Annotated in this window: 18 protein-coding genes; 9 read left to right on the forward strand and 9 right to left on the reverse strand. The window is 74.1% G+C overall.

The window, feature by feature from the left end; genetic code table 11:
- Positions 1 to 495 precede the first annotated feature (495 nt).
- From AB0H83_RS02005 to AB0H83_RS02020, 4 genes are read right to left on the reverse strand one after another with little or no spacing between them, the layout of a single operon-like run.
- Positions 496 to 756 (reverse strand): DUF4235 domain-containing protein, encoded by a 261-nt coding sequence (locus AB0H83_RS02005; protein WP_360085293.1) that lies wholly within the window; start codon positions 754 to 756, stop codon positions 496 to 498.
- A complete protein-coding gene (locus tag AB0H83_RS02010; RefSeq protein ID WP_360085296.1) occupies positions 753 to 1142 on the reverse strand; it encodes a DUF3618 domain-containing protein in 390 nt (129 codons plus the stop codon). The genes AB0H83_RS02005 and AB0H83_RS02010 overlap by 4 nt, the downstream gene beginning before the upstream one ends.
- Positions 1139 to 1624: a phage holin family protein gene (locus AB0H83_RS02015; protein ID WP_360085299.1), complete on the reverse strand. Its 486-nt coding sequence runs from the start codon at positions 1622 to 1624 to the stop codon at positions 1139 to 1141. The genes AB0H83_RS02010 and AB0H83_RS02015 overlap by 4 nt, the downstream gene beginning before the upstream one ends.
- Positions 1625 to 1682: 58 nt before the next feature.
- Positions 1683 to 3215 (reverse strand): MFS transporter, encoded by a 1533-nt coding sequence (locus AB0H83_RS02020; protein WP_360085302.1) that lies wholly within the window; start codon positions 3213 to 3215, stop codon positions 1683 to 1685.
- Positions 3216 to 3264: 49 nt separating this feature from the next.
- On the opposite strand from AB0H83_RS02020, the gene AB0H83_RS02025 reads away from it, so the two are divergent.
- From AB0H83_RS02025 to AB0H83_RS02035, 3 genes are all read left to right on the forward strand, one after another.
- A complete protein-coding gene (locus AB0H83_RS02025; protein WP_360085305.1) occupies positions 3265 to 4173 on the forward strand; it encodes a TetR/AcrR family transcriptional regulator in 909 nt (302 codons plus the stop codon).
- Positions 4170 to 4724 (forward strand): hypothetical protein, encoded by a 555-nt coding sequence (locus tag AB0H83_RS02030; RefSeq protein ID WP_033359696.1) that lies wholly within the window; start codon positions 4170 to 4172, stop codon positions 4722 to 4724. Before AB0H83_RS02025 ends, AB0H83_RS02030 begins: the two co-directional genes overlap by 4 nt.
- A gap of 114 nt (positions 4725 to 4838) precedes the next feature.
- Entirely contained in the window at positions 4839 to 5666 is an 828-nt protein-coding gene (locus AB0H83_RS02035; protein WP_360085309.1) for a DUF1028 domain-containing protein, read from the forward strand.
- 28 nt (positions 5667 to 5694) lie between these two features.
- Here AB0H83_RS02035 and AB0H83_RS02040 read toward each other — a convergent pair whose 3' ends face one another.
- Positions 5695 to 6585 (reverse strand): LysR family transcriptional regulator, encoded by an 891-nt coding sequence (locus tag AB0H83_RS02040; protein WP_360085312.1) that lies wholly within the window; start codon positions 6583 to 6585, stop codon positions 5695 to 5697.
- Positions 6586 to 6674: 89 nt separating this feature from the next.
- Between AB0H83_RS02040 and AB0H83_RS02045 the strand changes: the two genes are divergently transcribed.
- Complete coding sequence (locus AB0H83_RS02045; RefSeq protein ID WP_360085315.1) at positions 6675 to 8024, forward strand: aspartate aminotransferase family protein; 1350 nt, start codon at positions 6675 to 6677, stop codon at positions 8022 to 8024.
- A gap of 13 nt (positions 8025 to 8037) precedes the next feature.
- On the opposite strand, the gene AB0H83_RS02050 is transcribed toward AB0H83_RS02045, so the two are convergent.
- Together AB0H83_RS02050 and AB0H83_RS02055 are read right to left on the reverse strand one after the other, a co-directional pair.
- Positions 8038 to 8676, reverse strand: a complete 639-nt coding sequence (locus tag AB0H83_RS02050; protein ID WP_360085318.1) for a response regulator transcription factor — start codon at positions 8674 to 8676, stop codon at positions 8038 to 8040.
- Positions 8666 to 9835 (reverse strand): GAF domain-containing sensor histidine kinase, encoded by a 1170-nt coding sequence (locus AB0H83_RS02055; RefSeq protein WP_360085321.1) that lies wholly within the window; start codon positions 9833 to 9835, stop codon positions 8666 to 8668. The genes AB0H83_RS02050 and AB0H83_RS02055 overlap by 11 nt, the downstream gene beginning before the upstream one ends.
- 125 nt (positions 9836 to 9960) lie before the next feature.
- On the opposite strand from AB0H83_RS02055, the gene AB0H83_RS02060 reads away from it, so the two are divergent.
- Genes AB0H83_RS02060 through AB0H83_RS02070 form a run of 3 tightly spaced genes read left to right on the forward strand, consistent with a single transcriptional unit; the run spans position 9961 to position 12090 of the window.
- On the forward strand, positions 9961 to 10626 hold the full coding sequence (locus AB0H83_RS02060; protein WP_360085324.1) for an SDR family oxidoreductase: 666 nt from the start codon (positions 9961 to 9963) through the stop codon (positions 10624 to 10626).
- On the forward strand, positions 10623 to 11705 hold the full coding sequence (locus AB0H83_RS02065) for an S-adenosylmethionine:tRNA ribosyltransferase-isomerase (protein ID WP_360085327.1): 1083 nt from the start codon (positions 10623 to 10625) through the stop codon (positions 11703 to 11705). The genes AB0H83_RS02060 and AB0H83_RS02065 overlap by 4 nt, the downstream gene beginning before the upstream one ends.
- A gap of 25 nt (positions 11706 to 11730) precedes the next feature.
- Positions 11731 to 12090: a hypothetical protein gene (locus AB0H83_RS02070; RefSeq protein ID WP_360085330.1), complete on the forward strand. Its 360-nt coding sequence runs from the start codon at positions 11731 to 11733 to the stop codon at positions 12088 to 12090.
- On the opposite strand, the gene mug is transcribed toward AB0H83_RS02070, so the two are convergent.
- Positions 12024 to 12683, reverse strand: a complete 660-nt coding sequence (gene mug, locus AB0H83_RS02075; protein ID WP_360085333.1) for a G/U mismatch-specific DNA glycosylase — start codon at positions 12681 to 12683, stop codon at positions 12024 to 12026. The genes AB0H83_RS02070 and mug overlap by 67 nt on opposite strands.
- A gap of 76 nt (positions 12684 to 12759) precedes the next feature.
- Between mug and AB0H83_RS02080 the strand changes: the two genes are divergently transcribed.
- A complete protein-coding gene (locus AB0H83_RS02080) occupies positions 12760 to 13179 on the forward strand; it encodes a RidA family protein (RefSeq protein WP_360085336.1) in 420 nt (139 codons plus the stop codon).
- Positions 13180 to 13185: 6 nt separating this feature from the next.
- On the opposite strand, the gene AB0H83_RS02085 is transcribed toward AB0H83_RS02080, so the two are convergent.
- Complete coding sequence (locus AB0H83_RS02085; protein WP_360085339.1) at positions 13186 to 13881, reverse strand: pentapeptide repeat-containing protein; 696 nt, start codon at positions 13879 to 13881, stop codon at positions 13186 to 13188.
- Between the two features lie 140 nt (positions 13882 to 14021).
- Between AB0H83_RS02085 and hrpA the strand changes: the two genes are divergently transcribed.
- Positions 14022 to 18068, forward strand: a complete 4047-nt coding sequence (gene hrpA, locus AB0H83_RS02090; RefSeq protein WP_360085342.1) for an ATP-dependent RNA helicase HrpA — start codon at positions 14022 to 14024, stop codon at positions 18066 to 18068.
- The last annotated feature ends 54 nt before the right edge of the window (positions 18069 to 18122 follow it).

Genomic DNA, 18122 nt, shown 5'->3' on the forward strand with positions numbered 1-18122 from the left:
GCGGCGGCGGAGTGGACGACCCACGGGCGTTTGGTGAGGCGCCCGGTGTGGTGGAGGGGCCGGGATGTTGTTGGGGCATCCCGGCCCTTCGTCGTGACTCGGGGGTGCCGGTGCCGGTGCCGGTGCCGGGCCTGCCGGCCCGGCCCTTCGCCGTGACTCGGGGTTCCGGTGCCGGGTCTGTCCGCCCGACGGGCCCGGCACCGGACTCCCACGCGCCGGTGCCGCTCCCTCGTGCGGCGCCGGCGCTGGATCACGTTGGCAGGACTGACTGTGGGCCCGCCGTGTTGCGCGGGACGGTTCCGCGACAGGAGTGCGTGCGTTGCCGGCCCAGGCCGGACGACATGGTGTCCACCGGCCGGCGGACAAGGACACACGGGCCGGTGGACAAGGACACACGGGCCGGTGGACAAAGACAAGAACAAAGGCACAGGCGCGAAACAGGGCCTCCCCGAGTGGAGGGAGACCCTGTCGACGATCGGATCGTGCGGGACGGAATCAGTCGGGCCAGTCGCCGGTCAGGCGCCGTACACCCGCCGCGCCACCGCGGTCGATCGCCGCCTTGACCACGGCGAAGATCGCGCCCTGCAGGGCGGCGGCGGCGAGGACCTCGCCCCAGCCGTAGTCCCGCGAGGTCGCCTGGGGCGCCTCGTCCTCGCCGGAGAGACGCTTCCAGATCTGCTTGAACACGACCCCGGCGGCGACACCGCCGGCCACGCTGAACGCGATGCTGAACGGCTTGTACAGGATCTTGTTCACTCGTGTCCCTTCCGGTACCCGATGAGGGCCATGAGGACCAGCAGCCCGCTCGCCACCACCCACGGTGCCGGGCGCTCACGGGCCGAGTGCACCATCCGTTGCAGCGACCGCTCCAGGGCCTTGCGCGGGTGGATGCGCAGCTCGCGGCCGGCGTAGGCGGCGTTGACCGCCACCTGCTCGACGCCCTCCCGCATCCGCAGCTTCGCCGCCGTCACCGAGGTGGAGACGGCCTCCTGCGCGCGGGCCTTCACGTCGGCCCTGGCCGCGAGGGCCTCGACGGTCTCGCCGAGCCCCGCCCGGGTCCGGGCGATCTCCTGCCGGAGCGCCTCGGGGTCGGTGGGGGTGGCGTGGCCGTTGTGGCTGTTCTTCGACTCCGTCGCCGTCATCGGTGCCCCCGGTCCTTCACGGAGTGGGTGATCGTGTCGATGTCTGCCTTGACGCTGGCGACCGCGTCCTGCGGCACCGGCGGCCCGGCCTTGCTGACCTGGGACTTGCCGAGCAGCGCGAGGATGCCGGCGACGGCCAGCAGGACCACCCCGATGATCAGCGCCGACAGCCAGACCGGCATGACCGCCGCGAGGCCGATGATGGCGGCGGCGAGCAGCGCGCCCACGCCGTACAGGGCGACGAGGCCGGCGCCGCCGAACATGCCGAAGCCGCGCCCGGCCCGCTTGCCCTTGTGGGCCAGCTCGACCTGGGCCAGCTTCAGCTCGTCGCGCACCAGGGTGGAGATCTGCTCGGCGGCCAGCTTGACCAGGTCCGCGGTGGAGCGGTGGTCGGTCGCCGAGGCAACGGTGGCAGTGGCAGGGACCGCTGGGGGTTGCACCCGAGGTGCGGTGGCCGGCCGGTCGTTCACGGTGTACGTCATCGCTTCTCCTCTCGCCCGCAGGTACCTGTTGCCCCGAGAACGGCCGGGTTAACCCACGTCACGCCACTGGTGCGGGCACCTCCGGGGCCGCCACGGCCGCGTCCTGAGGCGGCTCGTCGCGGGCCCGCCGCGGCAGCAGGAACGACAGGCCGGCGGCCAGGGCGAGGAGCCCCAGCTCGAGCCACAGCACGTGCCGCAGGGCCGCGTCGAAGACCCGGCCGAGCTGCTGCGGCTGCGCCCAGGCGAAGAACGCGGTGCCGAGCGCGGCGACACCGATCGCGCCGCCGACCTGCTGGGCCGCGGTCAGCGTGCCGGACGCCGAACCGACCTCGTGCTCGTCGACGGCGGCCAGGACGATGTCGAAGTACGGCGCCATGGAGCAGCCCATGCCGACGCCGAGCACCAGCAGCGACGGCAGCAGGGCCACGGAGGAGACCGGGCCGTCGGCGACCGCCAGGGTGACCAGCAGGGCGAGCACGCCCGCGGCGAGCACGGCGGTGCCGCCGACGAGCAGGCGCCGCCCGCCGAACCGGGCGCTGAGCACGTGGCCGGCGACCGCGCCGGCGGCGGTGCCGAACGCCCACGGCGACTGGGTGAGGCCGGCCCGCAGCGGCGAGAAGCCCAGGCCGAGCTGCAGGTAGACGCTCAGGATCAGGGTCAGCCCCATCAGCCCGGCGAAGAAGATCAGCCCGACGAGCAGCCCGGCGGTGAAGCGCTGTTTGGCCAGGAGGCTCGGCTCGATGAGCGGGCTGCGGCCCAGTCGGTGCAGGCGCTGCTGGTACCGCTGAAACACCAGGAACATGGGGGCGGACGCGGCCGTCATGGCCCACGCCCACCAGGGCCAGCCGAGCTCGCGCCCCTGCACCAGCGGGAAGACCAGCAGCAGCAGGGACGCGCTGAGCAGGGCCGTGCCGGCGAGGTCCAGCCGCAGCGCCGACCGGTCCAGGTCGGGGCGGGGCAGAACCAGCCAGGCGCCGATCAGGGCGGCGACCCCGACGGGCAGGTTGATCAGGAAGATCATCCGCCAGCCGGTGCCGAAGAGGTCGGCGTCGACGAGGACCCCGGCGAGGATCGGGCCGCAGACCGCGGACAGGCCCATCACCGGGCCGAACGCGCCGAACGCGGCACCGATCTGCGCCGGCGGGAACGCGGCCTTGATCAAGCCGAGGCCCTGCGGGATGAGGACCGCGCCGGCCAGGCCCTGCAGGATGCGGAACGCCACCAGCCACGCCGGGCCGGGTGCGACGGCGCACAGCAGCGACATGAGGGTGAACCCGGCGGCGCCGGCCAGGAACATGCGGCGGCGGCCGAAGATGTCGCCGAGCCGGCCGCCGGTGACCAGGCCGACGGCGAAGGCGAGGGTGTACCCCGCGGCGAGCCACTGCAGGAACGCGGTGCCGCCGGCGGTCTGCACGCCGATCAGGTCGGCGCGGATCGAGGGGCCGGCGATGGCGATCACCGTGGCGTCGAGGAGGTCCATCACCTCGGCGGCGAGGACCACGGCGAGGACGGCCCAGCGCCACCGGTACGGCTCGGGCGGTTTGGCGGTGGTGTGAGGGGATATGGAGTTCGAACGCTGTTCGTCAGTCACGAACACTGTTCTATGTACGAACACCGTTCGTGTCAAGTAGGATTGGCCGGTGCCAGCCCGCGCCGTCCCCGAGCCCAACCAGGCCAGCGTCCCGCCCGGGCAGGAGAAGCCCGAGAAGGAGAAGCCTGGGCTGCCGGAGCCGCCGTGGCGGAGCCGCCGTAAGGCGCCCGTCGCGCGGCAGCCACTCAGCGCGGAGGCCGTGATCGAGGCCGCGCTGCGGCTGGTCGACCGCGACGGCCTCGACGCGCTGAGCATGCGGCGGGTGGCGCAGGAGCTGGGGACCGGTGCGGCGTCGCTGTACGCGTACTTCGCCAACAAGGACGAGCTGCTGGAGCAGCTGCTCGACCGGGTCATGGGCGAGATCCCGCTGCCGGTCACCCCCGCATCCGGGTCCCCGGCCGGCACCGGGGACTGGACGGCGGTGGTCAAGCGCAGCTGCTGGGACAGCCGGGCGGTGTTCCTCGCCCACCGGGACCTCGTCAAGGTCGCCCGGGCCAACATCCCCGTGGGGCCCAACGCGCTGCGGTACACCGAGGCGATGCTCGCCGTGCTGCGCGGCGCCGGGATCCCCGACCGGATCGCGGCGTGGGGCATGGACCAGATGTCGCTGGTGATCGTGGCCGACGCCGTCGAGTCCGCGATCCACGCCAGCCACGGCCGGCACACGGAGGCGGACGCCGGGCCCTACCTGGCGCAGGTCCGCGACTACTTCGGGTCGCTGCCCGCCGACCGGTTCCCGAACCTCGTCGCGATGGCCGGGGCGATGACCGAGGGTAGCGGCGACGAGCGGTTCGCGTTCGCGATCGACCTCATGGTCGACGGGCTCGCCCGGTACGCCGGTGCGACGGACACCACGAGCGGGGGTGCCGCGGAGGCCACCCCTGCCCCCACTGTGCTTGAGTCGCCTGGGGTGGTGCCGGCGGTTGCCGGGTCTGTCGCGGACGGGGGTGGGGTATGACGGCGATCGTCGGGCTGGTGCACAGCGGCACCGTGTACATCGGCGGGGACAGCGCCGGTGCATCCGGGTGGAGTCTCACGGTGCGCGCCGACAGCAAGGTGTTCCACAACAACGGGTACCTGTTCGGGTTCACCACGTCCTTCCGGATGGGGCAGCTCATCCGGTACGCGCTGAAGCCGCCGAAACCGGTCGGCGACATCGAGCGGTTCATGGCCACCCGCTTCATCGACTCCGTCCGCGAGGCGCTGAAGGCCGGCGGCTGGGCGCGCCGCGACAGCGAGCGCGAGGAGGGCGGCACCTTCCTCGTCGGGGTGAAGGGGCGGCTGTTCACCGTCCACGACGACTACCAGGTGGCCGAGGCTGCCGACGGGTACGCGGCGGTCGGCGTCGGCGACGAGATCGCGCTCGGCGCGCTGTTCGCCACCGCGGGGTCGCGGATGGCCCCGCAGCGGCGGGTCGAGGTGGCACTGCGGGCGGCGGAGCGGTTCAGCGCCGGGGTGCGCGGGCCGTTCGTCTGCCTGTCGCAGCCGCCGAGCGCGCTGCCGTCCTGACCCTGCGCCGCCGGGCCACCCTGCGCCGCCGGGCCACCCTGCGCCGCCGGGCCACCCTGCGCCGCCGGGCCAGCGCCCGCCGCGGCGGGCGGCGGTTCCGTTACGGTGGGCGCCATGACGTTCTCGATCGTCGGGCGGTCCCCTGACGGGCTGTCCCTCGGGGTGGCGGTGGCCAGCAAGTTCCTCGGTGTCGGCGCGGCCGTCCCGGCCGTCGAGGTGGAGGTCGGGGCGCTCGCGACCCAGTCGTTCGCGAACCTCGCGTACCGGGTGCAGGGGCTGGCGATGCTGCGGACCGGCACCGCCGCCGCGGACACGATCGCGGGCCTCACCGCCGCCGATTCGGGGCGGGCCACCCGGCAGCTCGGCGTCGTCGGGCGGGAAGGGCCGGGGGCGACGTTCACCGGCGACGAGTGCTTCCCGTGGGCCGGCGGCGTGGCCGGGGACGGCTATGCGATCCAGGGCAACATCCTCACCGGCGCCGACGTCGTGCTCGACATGGAGTCCGCCTGGCTGGCCGACCCCGGCGCGCCCCTCGCCCGGCGCCTGCACGCCGCGCTCGCCGCGGGGGACCGGGCCGGCGGGGACAGCCGCGGCCGGCAGAGCGCCGCGCTGATCGTCGTGCGCCGCGGTGCGGGCTACGGCGGGCTCAGCGACGTCGAGGTCGACCTGCGCGTCGACGACGACCCGGACCCGGTGACCCGGCTCGGCACGCTGATGGACCTGTGGGACCTGTACTTCCGCAGGCCCGACCCGGAAACCCTGCTGCCGCTGGTCGGCGCCCTCGCCGACGAGGTATCGCGGCGGCTGACCTCCCTCGGCTTCGCCGACCTGGGCGGCTGGGCGGGCGTGGAGAACCTCGAGGAGCGCCTCGTGGAGGACGCCATCGACCCGCTCGTCCTGGCCCACCTCCGCGCGGCGACCCCGGACACCGCCGGAAGCTGAAAGCACGGACGGCGGGCAGCAGCGGCGGTCAGCGGCTGGCGCGGCGCAGCGCCTCGACGGCCGCGATGATCGAGGGGCGCCCCGCGGAGCTGCGGCGGACCGCGGCGGTGATCCGGCGGCGCATCGGGTCGCGGACGGGTCGCGCCGCCACCCGGAAGCGCCGGTCGACGGCGAGCTCCGGCAGCAGCGTCACCGACAGGCCGGCCTCCACGTGCGCCAGCAGCGAGCCGTACGAGGCGAAACACCCGGCCAGGTCGGGCTCGAACCCGGCCCGCCGGCAGGCGGTCGTCACCAGGTCGTACGTCCAGGTGCCGGGCAGCTCCGTGCTCCAGCGGCGGCCCGCGAAGCCGGCCAGGTCGGCAGGCCCGCCGTCCGCCGGGTGATCGGCGCCGGCGGCCGTGACGAGCATGATCTCGTCGGTGGCGAGCGGGGTGTGCACGACGTCGGAGGTGTCGCTGCCGGGGTCGGCGGTGACCACGACGTCGCACTCGCCGCGCTGCAGCGCCGCCACGCTCTCGGCCGGGTCCAGCTCCCAGACGGTGACCCGCAGCCGCGGGTGGGCGCGGGCGAGGTCGCGCACCGACGCGAGGACGAACGTGTTCAGCGCGCTGGTGAACGCGCCCAGCCGCACCGCGCCGGTCAGCCCGGCGTCCGTGGCGTCGAACGCGGCGAGCTCCTCATGGGCGGCGTCCATCTGGTCGAGGATCACCCGCGCGTGCCGGACCAGCGCCGCGCCGGCGGGGGTGAGCCGCAGCCGGCGCCCGGCGCGCTCGAAGAGCTGCGTGCCGGCCTCCCGCTCCAGCACGGCCAGCTGCTCCGACACGTTGGACGGGCTCAGCCGGGCCGACCCGGCGACGGCCCGGACCGTGCCGAGGCTCTCCAGCAGGGTCAGCAGCCGCAGCCGCCACGGGTCGAGCACGCGGCACCCCCTGTTGTCCGGTTCCCCCGCACAGTATGTGCGGGATGATGCGCTGGAGCCTGACAATGCCCTCGCCTACGGTCGGTCGCATGGCTGAGGAACGGCAGGAGTTCTGGCAGGACGTGCGGCGGCACGTGGTGCGGTACGGCGGCGCGTTCACGCCGGAGATCATCGAGCGGGCCGAGGGCAGCTACGTGTACACCGAGGAGGGGCGGCGCATCCTGGACTTCACGTCCGGGCAGATGAGCGCCATCCTCGGCCACGCCCACCCCGAGATCGTCGCCACCGTGCGCCGGCAGATCGGCACGCTGGACCACCTGTTCAGCGGAATGCTGTCGCGGCCCGTGGTCGAGCTCAGCCGCCGCCTCGCCGGCTCCGTCAGCAAGGCAGCGACCGGCCTGCAGGGCGGCGACGGCGGGCCGCTGACGAAGGTGCTGCTGCTCACCACCGGCGCGGAGGCCAACGAGGCCGCAGTGCGGATGGCGAAGCTGGTCACCGGCGGGCACGAGATCGTGTCGTTCGCCGGGTCGTGGCACGGGATGACCCAGGCCGCCGCGGCGGCGACCTACAGCGCCGGCCGCAAGGGGTACGGGCCGAACGCCCCCGGCAACATCGCGATCCCGACGCCGAACGCGTACCGGCCGGACTTCACCACGCCCGACGGGGGCCACGACTGGCAGCGGCAGCTGGACCTGGCCTTCGCGCTCGTCGACGCGCAGTCCGTGGGCAGCCTCGCGGCCTGCCTGGTCGAGCCGATCCTCAGCTCGGGCGGGGTCATCGAGCCGCCCGCCGGCTACTTCGCCGCGCTGCAGCGCAAGTGCCGGGAGCGCGGCATGCTGCTGATCCTCGACGAGGCGCAGACCGGGCTGTGCCGGACCGGCACCTGGTACGCCTTCCAGCGTGACGGCGTCGTGCCGGACATGCTCACCCTGTCCAAGACGCTCGGCGCCGGGCTGCCGCTGGCCGCGGTCCTCACCAGCGCCGAGATCGAGGCGCGGGCCCACGAGCGCGGCTACCTGTTCTACACCACGCACGTGTCCGACCCGCTCGTCGCCGCGGTCGGCAACACCGTCCTCGACGTGCTCGAACGCGACCAGCTCGACGTGCGGGCCGGGGTCCTCGGCGCGCGGCTGCGCGACGGGCTGCTGGAGATCCAGCGCCGCCACCCGGTCGTCGGCGACGTGCGGGGGCGAGGGCTCCTGCAGGGCATCGAGCTGGTGGATCCGGACGCGGGCACGGTACCGGCGGCCGGCGCCGACCGGATCGGTGCGGCGGTGACCCGGCGGTGCCTGGAGCTGGGGCTGCACCTCAACGTGGTGCAGCTGCCGGGGATGGGCGGGACGTTCCGCATCGCGCCGCCGCTGACCAGCACCGACGAGGAGATCGCGCGCGGCCTGGAGATGCTGGACCAGGCGATCGGCGACGTCAGCGCCGCCTGACCGCGCGAGCCGGTCAGTCGAGGCCGGAGCGGACGGCGTACAGGGCGGCCTGCGTACGGTCCTGCACGCCGAGCTTCGTGAGGATCGCGCTCACGTGGGTCTTCACCGTCTTCTCCGCCAGGCCGAGCTGCCGGGCGATCTCCCGGTTGGACCGGCCGCGGGCGACCTCGGCGAGCACCTCCCGCTCCCGCGCGGTGAGGTGCGCGGCCTCCGGCGGCGGGCCGCTGTCGGCGAGCAGCCGCGCGACGTCCGGGTGCAGCAGGACGTGCCCGGCGTGCACGGCGCGGATCGCGGCGGCCAGCGCCGGCGGGTCGATGTCCTTGTACACGTACCCGTCCGCGCCGGCCCGTACGGCGGGCAGGACCGCGGACGGGTCGGTGAAGCTGGTGATGACCAGCACCTTCGCCGGGTCCGGGCGGCGCAGGGCGCGCAGCGCCTCGACCCCGTCGCCGCCGGGCATCTTCAGGTCCAGCAGGATCACGTCGGGCGAGGTCGCCTCGGCGGCGGCGACGCAGGAGGCGCTGTCGTGCGCCTCGCCGACGACCACGATGTCGTCCTGCAGGTCGAGGAACGTGCGCAGGCCCTGCCGCACCACCGGATGGTCGTCGACGACGAGCACCCGGATCCGGGCCGGGGCGGGCTCAGCAGCCACCGGGCACCTCCATGGTGACGGTCGTGCCGGCGCCCGGCTTCGACGTCACGCTCAGCCTGCCGCCGACGCTGCGGGCGCGCTCCCGCATCGAGGCGAGCCCCAGCCTGCGCTGCGCGGCCGGGCGGGCCGGGCCGGAGCCGCCGCCGGTGTCGAAGCCGGTGCCGTCGTCGGTGACCCGCAACGTGAAGCCGCGGCCCGAGCGGCGCAGCTCGATGTCGACCCGGCTGGGCTCGCCGTGCCGCAGCGCGTTGTGCAGGGCCTCCTGGGCGACCCGGTACGCAGCCTCCTGCCGCTCCCCGGACAACTTCGGCACCTGGTCGCCGGTGAACCGGATCCGGGCGGCGTGCACCCGGTCGAGCAGCTCGGCCTGCCGCCGCAGCGCCGTGGCCAGGCCGTCGCCGGCGAGGTCCGCCGGGCGCAGGCCGACCACGACGGCCTTGAGCTCGTCGGTCGCGTCGGCGGCCAGCCGGCGCACCGTGTCCAGCTCGGCCAGGGCCCGCTGCGGGTCACGGGTCACCAGCGCGGCCGCGGCCTCGGCGGTGAGCCGCAGGCTGAACAGCTTCTGGGTGACCGCGTCGTGCAGCTCCCGCGCGATGCGCTGGCGCTCCTCCACGATGGACAGTTCGCGGCCGCGCTCGTACAGGCGGGCGTTGACGATCGCGATCGCGGCGTGCGCGGCGAGCAGGCGCAGCAGCTCCTCGTCCTGCGCGTTGAACCCGCCGTCGCGGTGCGGCCGGCCCGGCTGCGGGCGCTTGTTGGCGAGGAAGATCTCGCCGAGGATCTCCTCGCCGTCGACGATCGGCATGCCCAGGAAGTCGACCATGTCCGGGTGCCCCGCCGGCCAGCCCTCGAACCGGGGGTGCGTGCGGATGTCGGCCGAGCGCACCGGGCTCGGGTCGTGCAGCATCGCGCCGAGCAGGCCGTGCTGGCGGGGGAGCGGGCCGATCGCCCGCCACTGTGCGTCGGAGAGGCCGTCGGCGAGGAACTCGCGGAACGAGCCGCTGCCGTCGGGGATGCCGAGCGCCGCGTACTGCGCGTCCAGCAGCCGCCGGGCGGCCGCGACGATCGTCTGCAGGACCTCGCGGACCGACAGGTGCGCCGTGACGGCCAGCACCGCCGCGCTCACCTCGCGCAGCTCCTCGCGGTCACAGGCGCCCATACTCCCGACAGTACCGACGCCGGGACGCGCCCCGCCTCGGCTCCTGGACCTAGGACCAAATACCCGGGCGGCCGCCCGTCCGCGGCCCGATGGCGGCAGCCCGGGCGCTGCATAGCGTCGGAAACATGCCAACAGCGATCATCACCGGCGCCTCCCGCGGACTCGGACGGGCGCTCACCGCGGCCCTCGCCACGGCCGGCTGGACCGTCGTCGTCGACGGCCGCACCCTGACCACCGCCGGCGACCCGGCCGACGGGCTCCCGCCCGGCGTCGTGCGGGTGCCCGGGGACGTCACCGACCCGGCACACCGGGCCGCACTCGTCGACGCGGCGCTCGGCACCGGCCGGCTCGACCTGCTCGTCAACAACGCCGGCATCCTCGGGCCCAGCCCGCAGCCGCCCCTGGCGGACTATCCGCTCGCGACGCTGCGCGACGTGTTCGAGGTCAACGTGCTCGCGCCGCTGGCGCTGACCCAGCTGGCGTTGCCGGCGCTGCGCAGGTACGAGGGCGCCGTCGTCACCGTCACCTCCGACGCGGCGGTCGAGGCGTACGCGGGCTGGGGCGGTTACGGCGCCGCCAAGGCCGCCGCCGAACAGGCCAGCAACGTGCTCGCCGTCGAGGAGCCGGGCCTGCGGGTCTGGTGGGTCGACCCCGGCGACCTGCGCACCCAGATGCATGCCGAGGCGTTCCCCGGCGAGGACATCAGCGACCGGCCGCTGCCCGAGACGGTGGCCCCGGCGTTCGTCGACCTCGTCACCACCCGGCCCGGGTCCGGGCGGGTGCGGCTGTGACCGCGTTGGAACTCGGCACCGGCCGGGTGCCGCTGGACTCCGGGACCGGCCGGGTGCCGCTGGAGCCCGGGACCGGCCGGGCGCCGCTGGACTTCGAGCTGCCGCCCGCGCTGGAGGCGCACGAGCCGCCCGAGGCGCGGGGGACCGCCCGCGACGGCGTGCGGCTGCTCGCCGGGCAGGGCACCACGGTCACCCATCACCGCTTCACCGACCTGCCCGGCCTGCTGCGCGCCGGCGACCTGCTGGTCGTCAACACGTCCGGGACCCTGCCCGCGTCGGTGGCGGTCGCCGGTACCCCGTTGCGCGTGCACTTCTCGACCCGGCTCGCCGACGACCGCTGGCTGGTCGAGATCCGTGGCCCCGACCTCGGCCCGCACCCCGGCCGGCCCGGCCCGCTGCGGCTGCCCGGCGGCGGCACCGTCACGCTCGAGGAGCCCTACACGCGGGGCAGGCTGTGGTTCGCCTCCGTGCGCACAGGTACCCCCGTCGTGGAGTTCCTGCAGCGGTACGGCCAGCCGATCCGCTACCCGTACGTGCGGCGGCGGTGGCCGATCGAGGCGTACCAGACGGTGTTCGCCACCCAGCCGGGCAGCGCCGAGATGCCGAGCGCGGCGCGGCCGTTCACCGACCGGGTCGTCACCCGCCTGGTGGCGGCGGGGGTGCAGATCGCCCCGCTGGTGCTGCACACCGGGGTCGCGTCGCCGGAGGCGCACGAGCGGCCGTACCCGGAGTGGTTCCGCGTGCCGCCCAGCACCGCGCGGCTGGTCAACGACACCCAGGCGGCCGGCGGGAGGGTCGTCGCGGTGGGCACGACGGCCGTCCGCGCCCTCGAAACGGTCGCCGGCCCGGACGGCCGGGTCGACCCCGGTGAGGGCTGGACCGATCTGGTCGTCACGCCGCAGCGCGGGGTCCGGGCCGTCGACGGGCTGCTCACCGGCCTGCACGAGCCGAAGGCGTCACACCTGGACCTGCTCGCCGCGGTCGTCGACCGGGACCTGCTCGCCCGCTGCTACACCGAGGCGATCGGGCACGCGTACCTCTGGCACGAGTTCGGCGACGTCAACCTCCTGCTGCGGTGAGCGTGCCCTGGGCTAGGGTCGCCGGATGACGATGGCCGGTGACGTCGGGCGGGCACTGGACGAGTTCGTGCGCAGGGTCGGCGTGTTCGACGGGCCCGCGGTCGGGGCGCCCGGTGCGGGCCCGGCGGACGGCGTCGAGATGCGGGTCGGTGCCGCGGCGCCGGTGCGGCTGTCGCCGGGGACGGCGCGGGCGTTCGTGGAGGCGCTGCGGGCGTACCAGGACCCGAGGGACCGCGGGTCGTGCGACCACTGCGGCGGGCCACGGCTCGACGACAACTTCGTGTGCGCCGACTGCGGCCAGCCGAGCGGGCTGTTCGGTCAGCTGCTGCGGGAGCGGGCCGCCCGGTTCGAGGGGCCCGGCGGCGAGCTGGGGCCCGCCTCGTAGGCGACGGCCGGCGAGCCGGGCTCCGCGCCGTCGGTGACCGCCTGCCGCAGCGCGGCGAACTCGGCGGCGAGGGCGTCCAGCGTGAAGTGGGCGTTGAGGCCGCTCGGGTTGGGCAGGATCCACAGCCGCGCGCCGCCGAACCCGCCGTCCTGCGGGCCGACCGTGACCCGCTGCGCGCCGAACGCGGTGCGGAACGCGGTCACGCCGAGCACCGCCAGCCAGGCCGGCGCGAACCGCTCGACCTTCTCGCGCAGGACCGCCCCGCCGGCGGTCAGCTCGTCGCGGGTCAGCTCGTCCGCCCGCGCCGTGGCCCTGGCGGCCAGGTTGGTGATGCCCAGGCCGTACCCGATGAGCAGGTCCTGCTCGTCCGGCCGCAGCTGCCGCGGGGTGAACCCGCCACGGTGCAGCGCGGGCCAGAACCGGTTGCCGGGGCGGGCGAAGTGGTGCCCGGTCGCCGCCGACCACAGGCCTGGGTTGATCCCGCAGAGCAGCACGTCGAGGCCCGGCGCGATGACGTCCGGGAGCACCTTGTCCACCGCGGCGGCCAGGTCCGCCCGGCTCGGGCGGCCACCCCCGTGCACTGTCGACGCCATGCGGACAAGCATGCCAGCGGCGGCGCCGCGACCGGGGACCGTGGGCAGCCGCCGGTGATCCACTACCGTGGGCGGCATGGGTGAGCGGCGGTTGATCTCCAGCGGTTCCACGTTCGAGCGGGAGATCGGGTACTCGCGGGCGGTCGTCGACGGTGACTGGGTGCACGTCTCGGGCACCACCGGCTTCGACTACGCGACGATGACGATCTCCGACGACGTGGTGGCCCAGGCCCGGCAGTGCTGGGCCAACATCGACGCCGCCTTGCGCGAGGCCGGCGCCGGCGTCGGGGACATCGTGCGGGTGCGCTACCTGCTGCCCGCCGCCGCCGACTTCGAACCCTGCTGGCCGGTCCTGCGCGAGTGGCTCGGCGACGTCCGCCCCGCCGCGACGATGCAGGTGTGCGGCCTGTCCGACCCGCGGATGCGGATCGAGATCGAGGTGACCGCCCGCCGCTCCACCAGCCGCGTCGCGCCCGGGCTCGGCTGGCCCCGGTAGCCCCGGCTACCGGGCCTCGGCGCCGGCCCGGCCGGGGTCGTCGGCGATCGTGATGTCCAGGGCGGCGGCCAGGGCGTGGGACAGCGAGACCAGGTCGGCGGTGCTGACGGTGGCGCCGGCGAGGCTGGTCACGCCGCCGATGCCGGACAGCTCGCAGTGCTCCAGGCGGGCGCCGGTCATCGTGGCAGCGGAGAACTGGGCGCCGGTCAGGTCGCAGCGGGTGAAGGTGGCACCGGTGAGGTCGGCGCCGGTGAAGTCCGCGCCGGCGAGGTTGCAGTCCTCGAAGAGGACCGCGCCGAACTTCGTGGCGCGAAACACCGACAGGTCGATCCGGCAGCCGCGCAGCGTCACGTCGCGCAGCACGCCGTCGAGCCACTGCAGGCCCGTCAGCCGCGAGTCCCTGACCGCCACCCGCAGCAGCGTGGACTGGTCACCGTGCAGGTTGGCGAAGTTCGAGCTCTCGACCAGGCAGTCGGTCAGTGACACCTTGACGAACGCCGTGCCGCTGAGGTCGGTACGGTTGAAGCGGCACTGGCGGAACTCGGCGCCCTTGGCCGACCGCCCGGTCAGCTCCAGGTCGTAGAAGCCGAGCCCGGTGAAGGTGCCTTCGTCGCGGAGGTCGTCCTCGTCGACGGTCGCCAGCTCCAGGGCCTTCGGCGGCCTGGGCTTCGCGGGCGCGGCGGGTCTGCTCGGGGAGGGCATGGATGTGACGGTAGTGGCAGCAGTGACGATCTGCCGAGCCACCTCCAGCCCCGCGGCGGCCGGTTTCACCGTCCGGAAGGTCCCGGTAGCGGAAAATCACCGGGCAATCGCGGCGACGCGTGCCTATCCTTGCGAGCGTTATGTCTGACGTGCCCCTGCCCTCCAGCCAGACCGAGCCCCGCACCGAGGGCGGCGGGCCCGCCACCGATCCACCGGCCACGGCAGCGGCGCAGGCAGCGGCCGGCTCGTCCGGCCGGAGGAGCGGAAAAGGGCCGAACCGGCGACCCCGCCGGGACCAGGCCACCGCCGCCCAGGAGCGCCCCGACGGGCCGGACCTCACCGTCCTGCGCGAGCTGCGCACCCGCCTGACCGGGCTGATGCCGCAGGACCAGCACCGGCTGCGCCGGCGGATCGAGGGGGCGAAGAAGTCGCCGCACGCGCAGGCGATCGCCGAGGCCATCCGCGCCGACGTGGAGCGCGCCGAGCAGCGGGTCGCGGCCCGCCGCGCCGGCCTGCCGAAGGTCACCTATCCGGAGCAACTGCCGGTCAGCCAGCGCAAGGACGACATCCTCGCCGCGATCCGCGACCACCAGGTGGTGATCGTCGCCGGTGAGACGGGGTCGGGCAAGACCACCCAGCTGCCGAAGATCTGTCTCGAGCTGGGCCGCGGCGTCACCGGCCAGATCGGGCACACGCAGCCACGGCGCATCGCGGCGCGGACGGTGGCGGAGCGCGTCGCGGAGGAGCTCGGCACCGAGCTCGGCGCGGTCGTCGGGTTCAAGGTCCGCTTCTCCGACCAGTCCGGCGACCAGACGATGGTCAAGATCATGACGGACGGCATCCTGCTCGCCGAGATGCAGCAGGACCGCCTCCTGCGGCAGTACGACACGCTGATCATCGACGAGGCGCACGAGCGCAGCCTCAACATCGACTTCCTGCTCGGGTACCTCAAGCAGCTGCTGCCCAGGCGGCCCGACCTCAAAATCATCATCACCTCGGCGACCATCGACCCGGAGCGGTTCTCCCGGCACTTCGGCGACGCCCCGATCATCGAGGTGTCCGGCCGCACCTACCCGGTCGAGGTCCGGTACCGCCCGATCGAGGCGCCCGACGAGGGTGAGGAGGAGCGGGACCAGACCGACGCGATCTGCGACGCCGTCGAGGAGCTGCAGGCCGAGGGGCCCGGCGACATCCTGGTGTTCCTCAGCGGCGAGCGGGAGATCCGTGACACCGCCGACGCCCTCGCCAAGCTCGACCTGCGCAACACCGAGATCCTGCCGCTGTTCGCCCGGCTGTCGTTCGCCGAGCAGCACCGGGTCTTCCAGCCGCACCCCGGCCGCCGGGTCGTGCTGGCCACCAACGTCGCCGAGACGTCGCTGACGGTCCCCGGCATCAAGTACGTGATCGACCCCGGCACCGCCCGCATCTCGCGGTACAGCCACCGCCTGAAGGTGCAGCGCCTGCCGATCGAGCCGGTGTCCCAGGCCTCGGCCAACCAGCGCAAGGGCCGCTGCGGCCGCACCTCCGACGGTGTGTGCATCCGGCTGTACAGCGAGGAGGACTTCGACAGCCGCCCGGAGTTCACCGACCCGGAGATCCTGCGGACCAACCTCGCCTCCGTCATCCTGCAGATGATCTCGCTCGGCCTCGGCGACCTGGCCGCGTTCCCGTTCATCGACCCGCCGGACCGCCGCAACGTCACCGCGGGCGTGCAGCTGCTGGAGGAGCTCGGCGCGCTGGAGAGCGGGCAGCGGCTCACCGCCCTCGGCCGGCGGCTGTCGCAGCTGCCGGTCGACCCACGCCTGGCCCGGATGGTGCTGGAGGCCGAGCGCAACGGCTGCGTCCGCGAGGTCATGGTCATCACCGCCGCGCTGTCGATCCAGGACCCGCGCGAGCGGCCCGTCGACAAGCAGGCGCAGGCGCAGCAGCAGCACGCCCGGTTCGCCGACAAGGACTCCGACTTCCTCGGGTACGTCAACCTCTGGAACTACCTGCAGGAGAAGCAGAAGGAGCTGTCCAGCAACCAGTTCCGCAAGCTGTGCCGGGCCGAGTTCCTCAACTACCTGCGGGTCCGCGAGTGGCAGGACATCTACAGCCAGCTGCGCTCAGTCCTGCGCGGCATGGACGTGGTGCCCAACGAGGAGCCCGCGGCGCCGTACAACATCCACGTGTCGCTGCTGGCCGGGCTGCTGTCGCACGTCGGGCTGAAGGACGCGGAGAAGCACGAGTACCTCGGTGCCCGGGGCGCCAGGTTCGCGGTCTTCCCCGGCTCGGCACTGTTCCGCAAGACGCCCCGCTGGGTGATGGCGGCGGAGCTGGTCGAGACGACCAGGCTGTGGGCGCGGGTCGCGGCCCGCATCGAGCCGGAGTGGATCGAGCCGCTCGCGCAGCACCTCGTCAAGCGCACCTACAGCGAGCCGCACTGGGAGAAGAAACCGGCGGCCGTGATGGCGATGGAGAAGGTCACGCTGTACGGCGTGCCGATCGTCAGCTCCCGGAAGGTCAACTACGGCCGGATCGACCCGGCGCTGTCCCGCGAGCTGTTCATCCGCCATGCGCTGGTCGAGGGCGACTGGGACACCCACCACGCGTTCTTCGCCGAGAACCGGCGGCTCCTGGAGGAGGTCGAGGAGCTCGAGCACCGGGCCCGCCGCCGCGACATCCTCGTCGACGACGAGACCCTGTTCGAGTTCTACGACAAGCGCATCGGCGAGGACGTCGTCTCCGGCCGGCACTTCGACAGCTGGTGGAAGCAGACCCGCCGGGACCAGCCCGAGCTGCTGACCTTCGACCCGGCGATGCTGGTCAACGACCGCGCGGGCGGCGTCGCCAAGGACCAGTACCCGGACGCCTGGGAGCAGGACGGGCAGCGGTTCGCGCTGACGTACCAGTTCGAGCCCGGCACCGACGCCGACGGGGTGACCGTCCACATCGGACTGCCGCTGCTCGGCCGGGTCCGCGACGCCGACTTCAGCTGGCAGGTGCCGGGCCTGCGCGAGGAGCTCGTCACCGCCCTCATCAAGTCGCTGCCGAAGGCGCTGCGGCGCAACTTCGTCCCGGCGCCCGACACGGCCCGCGACGCGCTCGCCGGCCTGCCGGTCCGCGACGGGCACCTGCTGGACGCGCTGGAGCGCGAGCTGCGCCGGCTGACCGGCGTGACGGTGCCCCGCGACGCGTGGGACCTGACCCGGGTGCCGGAGCACCTGAAGATGTCGTTCCGGATCGTCGACGACGCCGGCGCGGTCCTCGCCGAGAGCAAGAGCCTCCCCGAGCTGCGCGCCCGGCTGGCGCCGAAGGTCCAGGAGACCGTCGCCGAGGCTGCGACCGAGGTCACCACGTCCGGCAGCACCACCTGGGACTTCGGCACCCTGCCGCGCAGCCTGTCGCGGACCGTCGCCGGGCACACGATCACCGTGTACCCGGCGATCGTCGACGAGGGCACGTCGGTCGCGGTGAAGGCGTTCGACCTGCCCGCCCGGCAGGCGCACGAGATGTGGGTCGGCACCCGCCGCCTGCTGCTGCTCACGCTGCCGCCGGCGGCGAAGTTCGTGCAGGGCCGGCTGTCCAACGAGGCGAAGCTCGCGCTGAGCCGCAACCCGCACCGCAACGCCGTCGACCTGCTCGACGACTGTGCCGCGTGCGCCGTCGACCAGCTCATGGCCGACGCCGGCGGCCCGGTGTGGGACGGCGAGGCGTTCGCGAAGCTGCGCGACAAGGTCCGCGCCGACCTGGTCGACCTGACCCTCGACGTGGTCGGCAACGTGCAGCGGATCCTCGCCGCCGCCCACGACGTCGAGCAGCGCCTCGCCCGCACGAAGAACCCGCTGCTGCTGCCCGCCCTGACCGACATGCGCGGGCAGCTGGGGCGGCTGGTGCACCGCGGCTTCGTGACCGCCACCGGCTGGCAGCGCCTCCCGGACATCGAGCGGTACCTGCGCGGCATCGAGCGGCGCCTGGAGAAGGTGCCGACGGACACCGCCCGCGACCGCGACCGGATGCTGACCGTGCAGGAGGTGCAGCGCGAGTACGACCAGCTGGTGGCGAGCATGCCGATGAGCCCGCAGCTGCGCGAGATCCGCTGGATGATCGAGGAGCTGCGGGTGGGGCTGTTCGCCCAGGCGCTCGGCACCGCGTACCCGATCTCCGACGTGCGCATCTACCGGGCGATGGACGCGCTGCCGGACTGACCCGCGCCGTCGGCCACGTGCCCGGGCCGTCCGACCGCCGGGGCGGTCACACCC

Source organism: Dactylosporangium sp. NPDC050688 (assembly GCF_040654515.1).
Lineage (GTDB): Bacteria > Actinomycetota > Actinomycetes > Mycobacteriales > Micromonosporaceae > Dactylosporangium.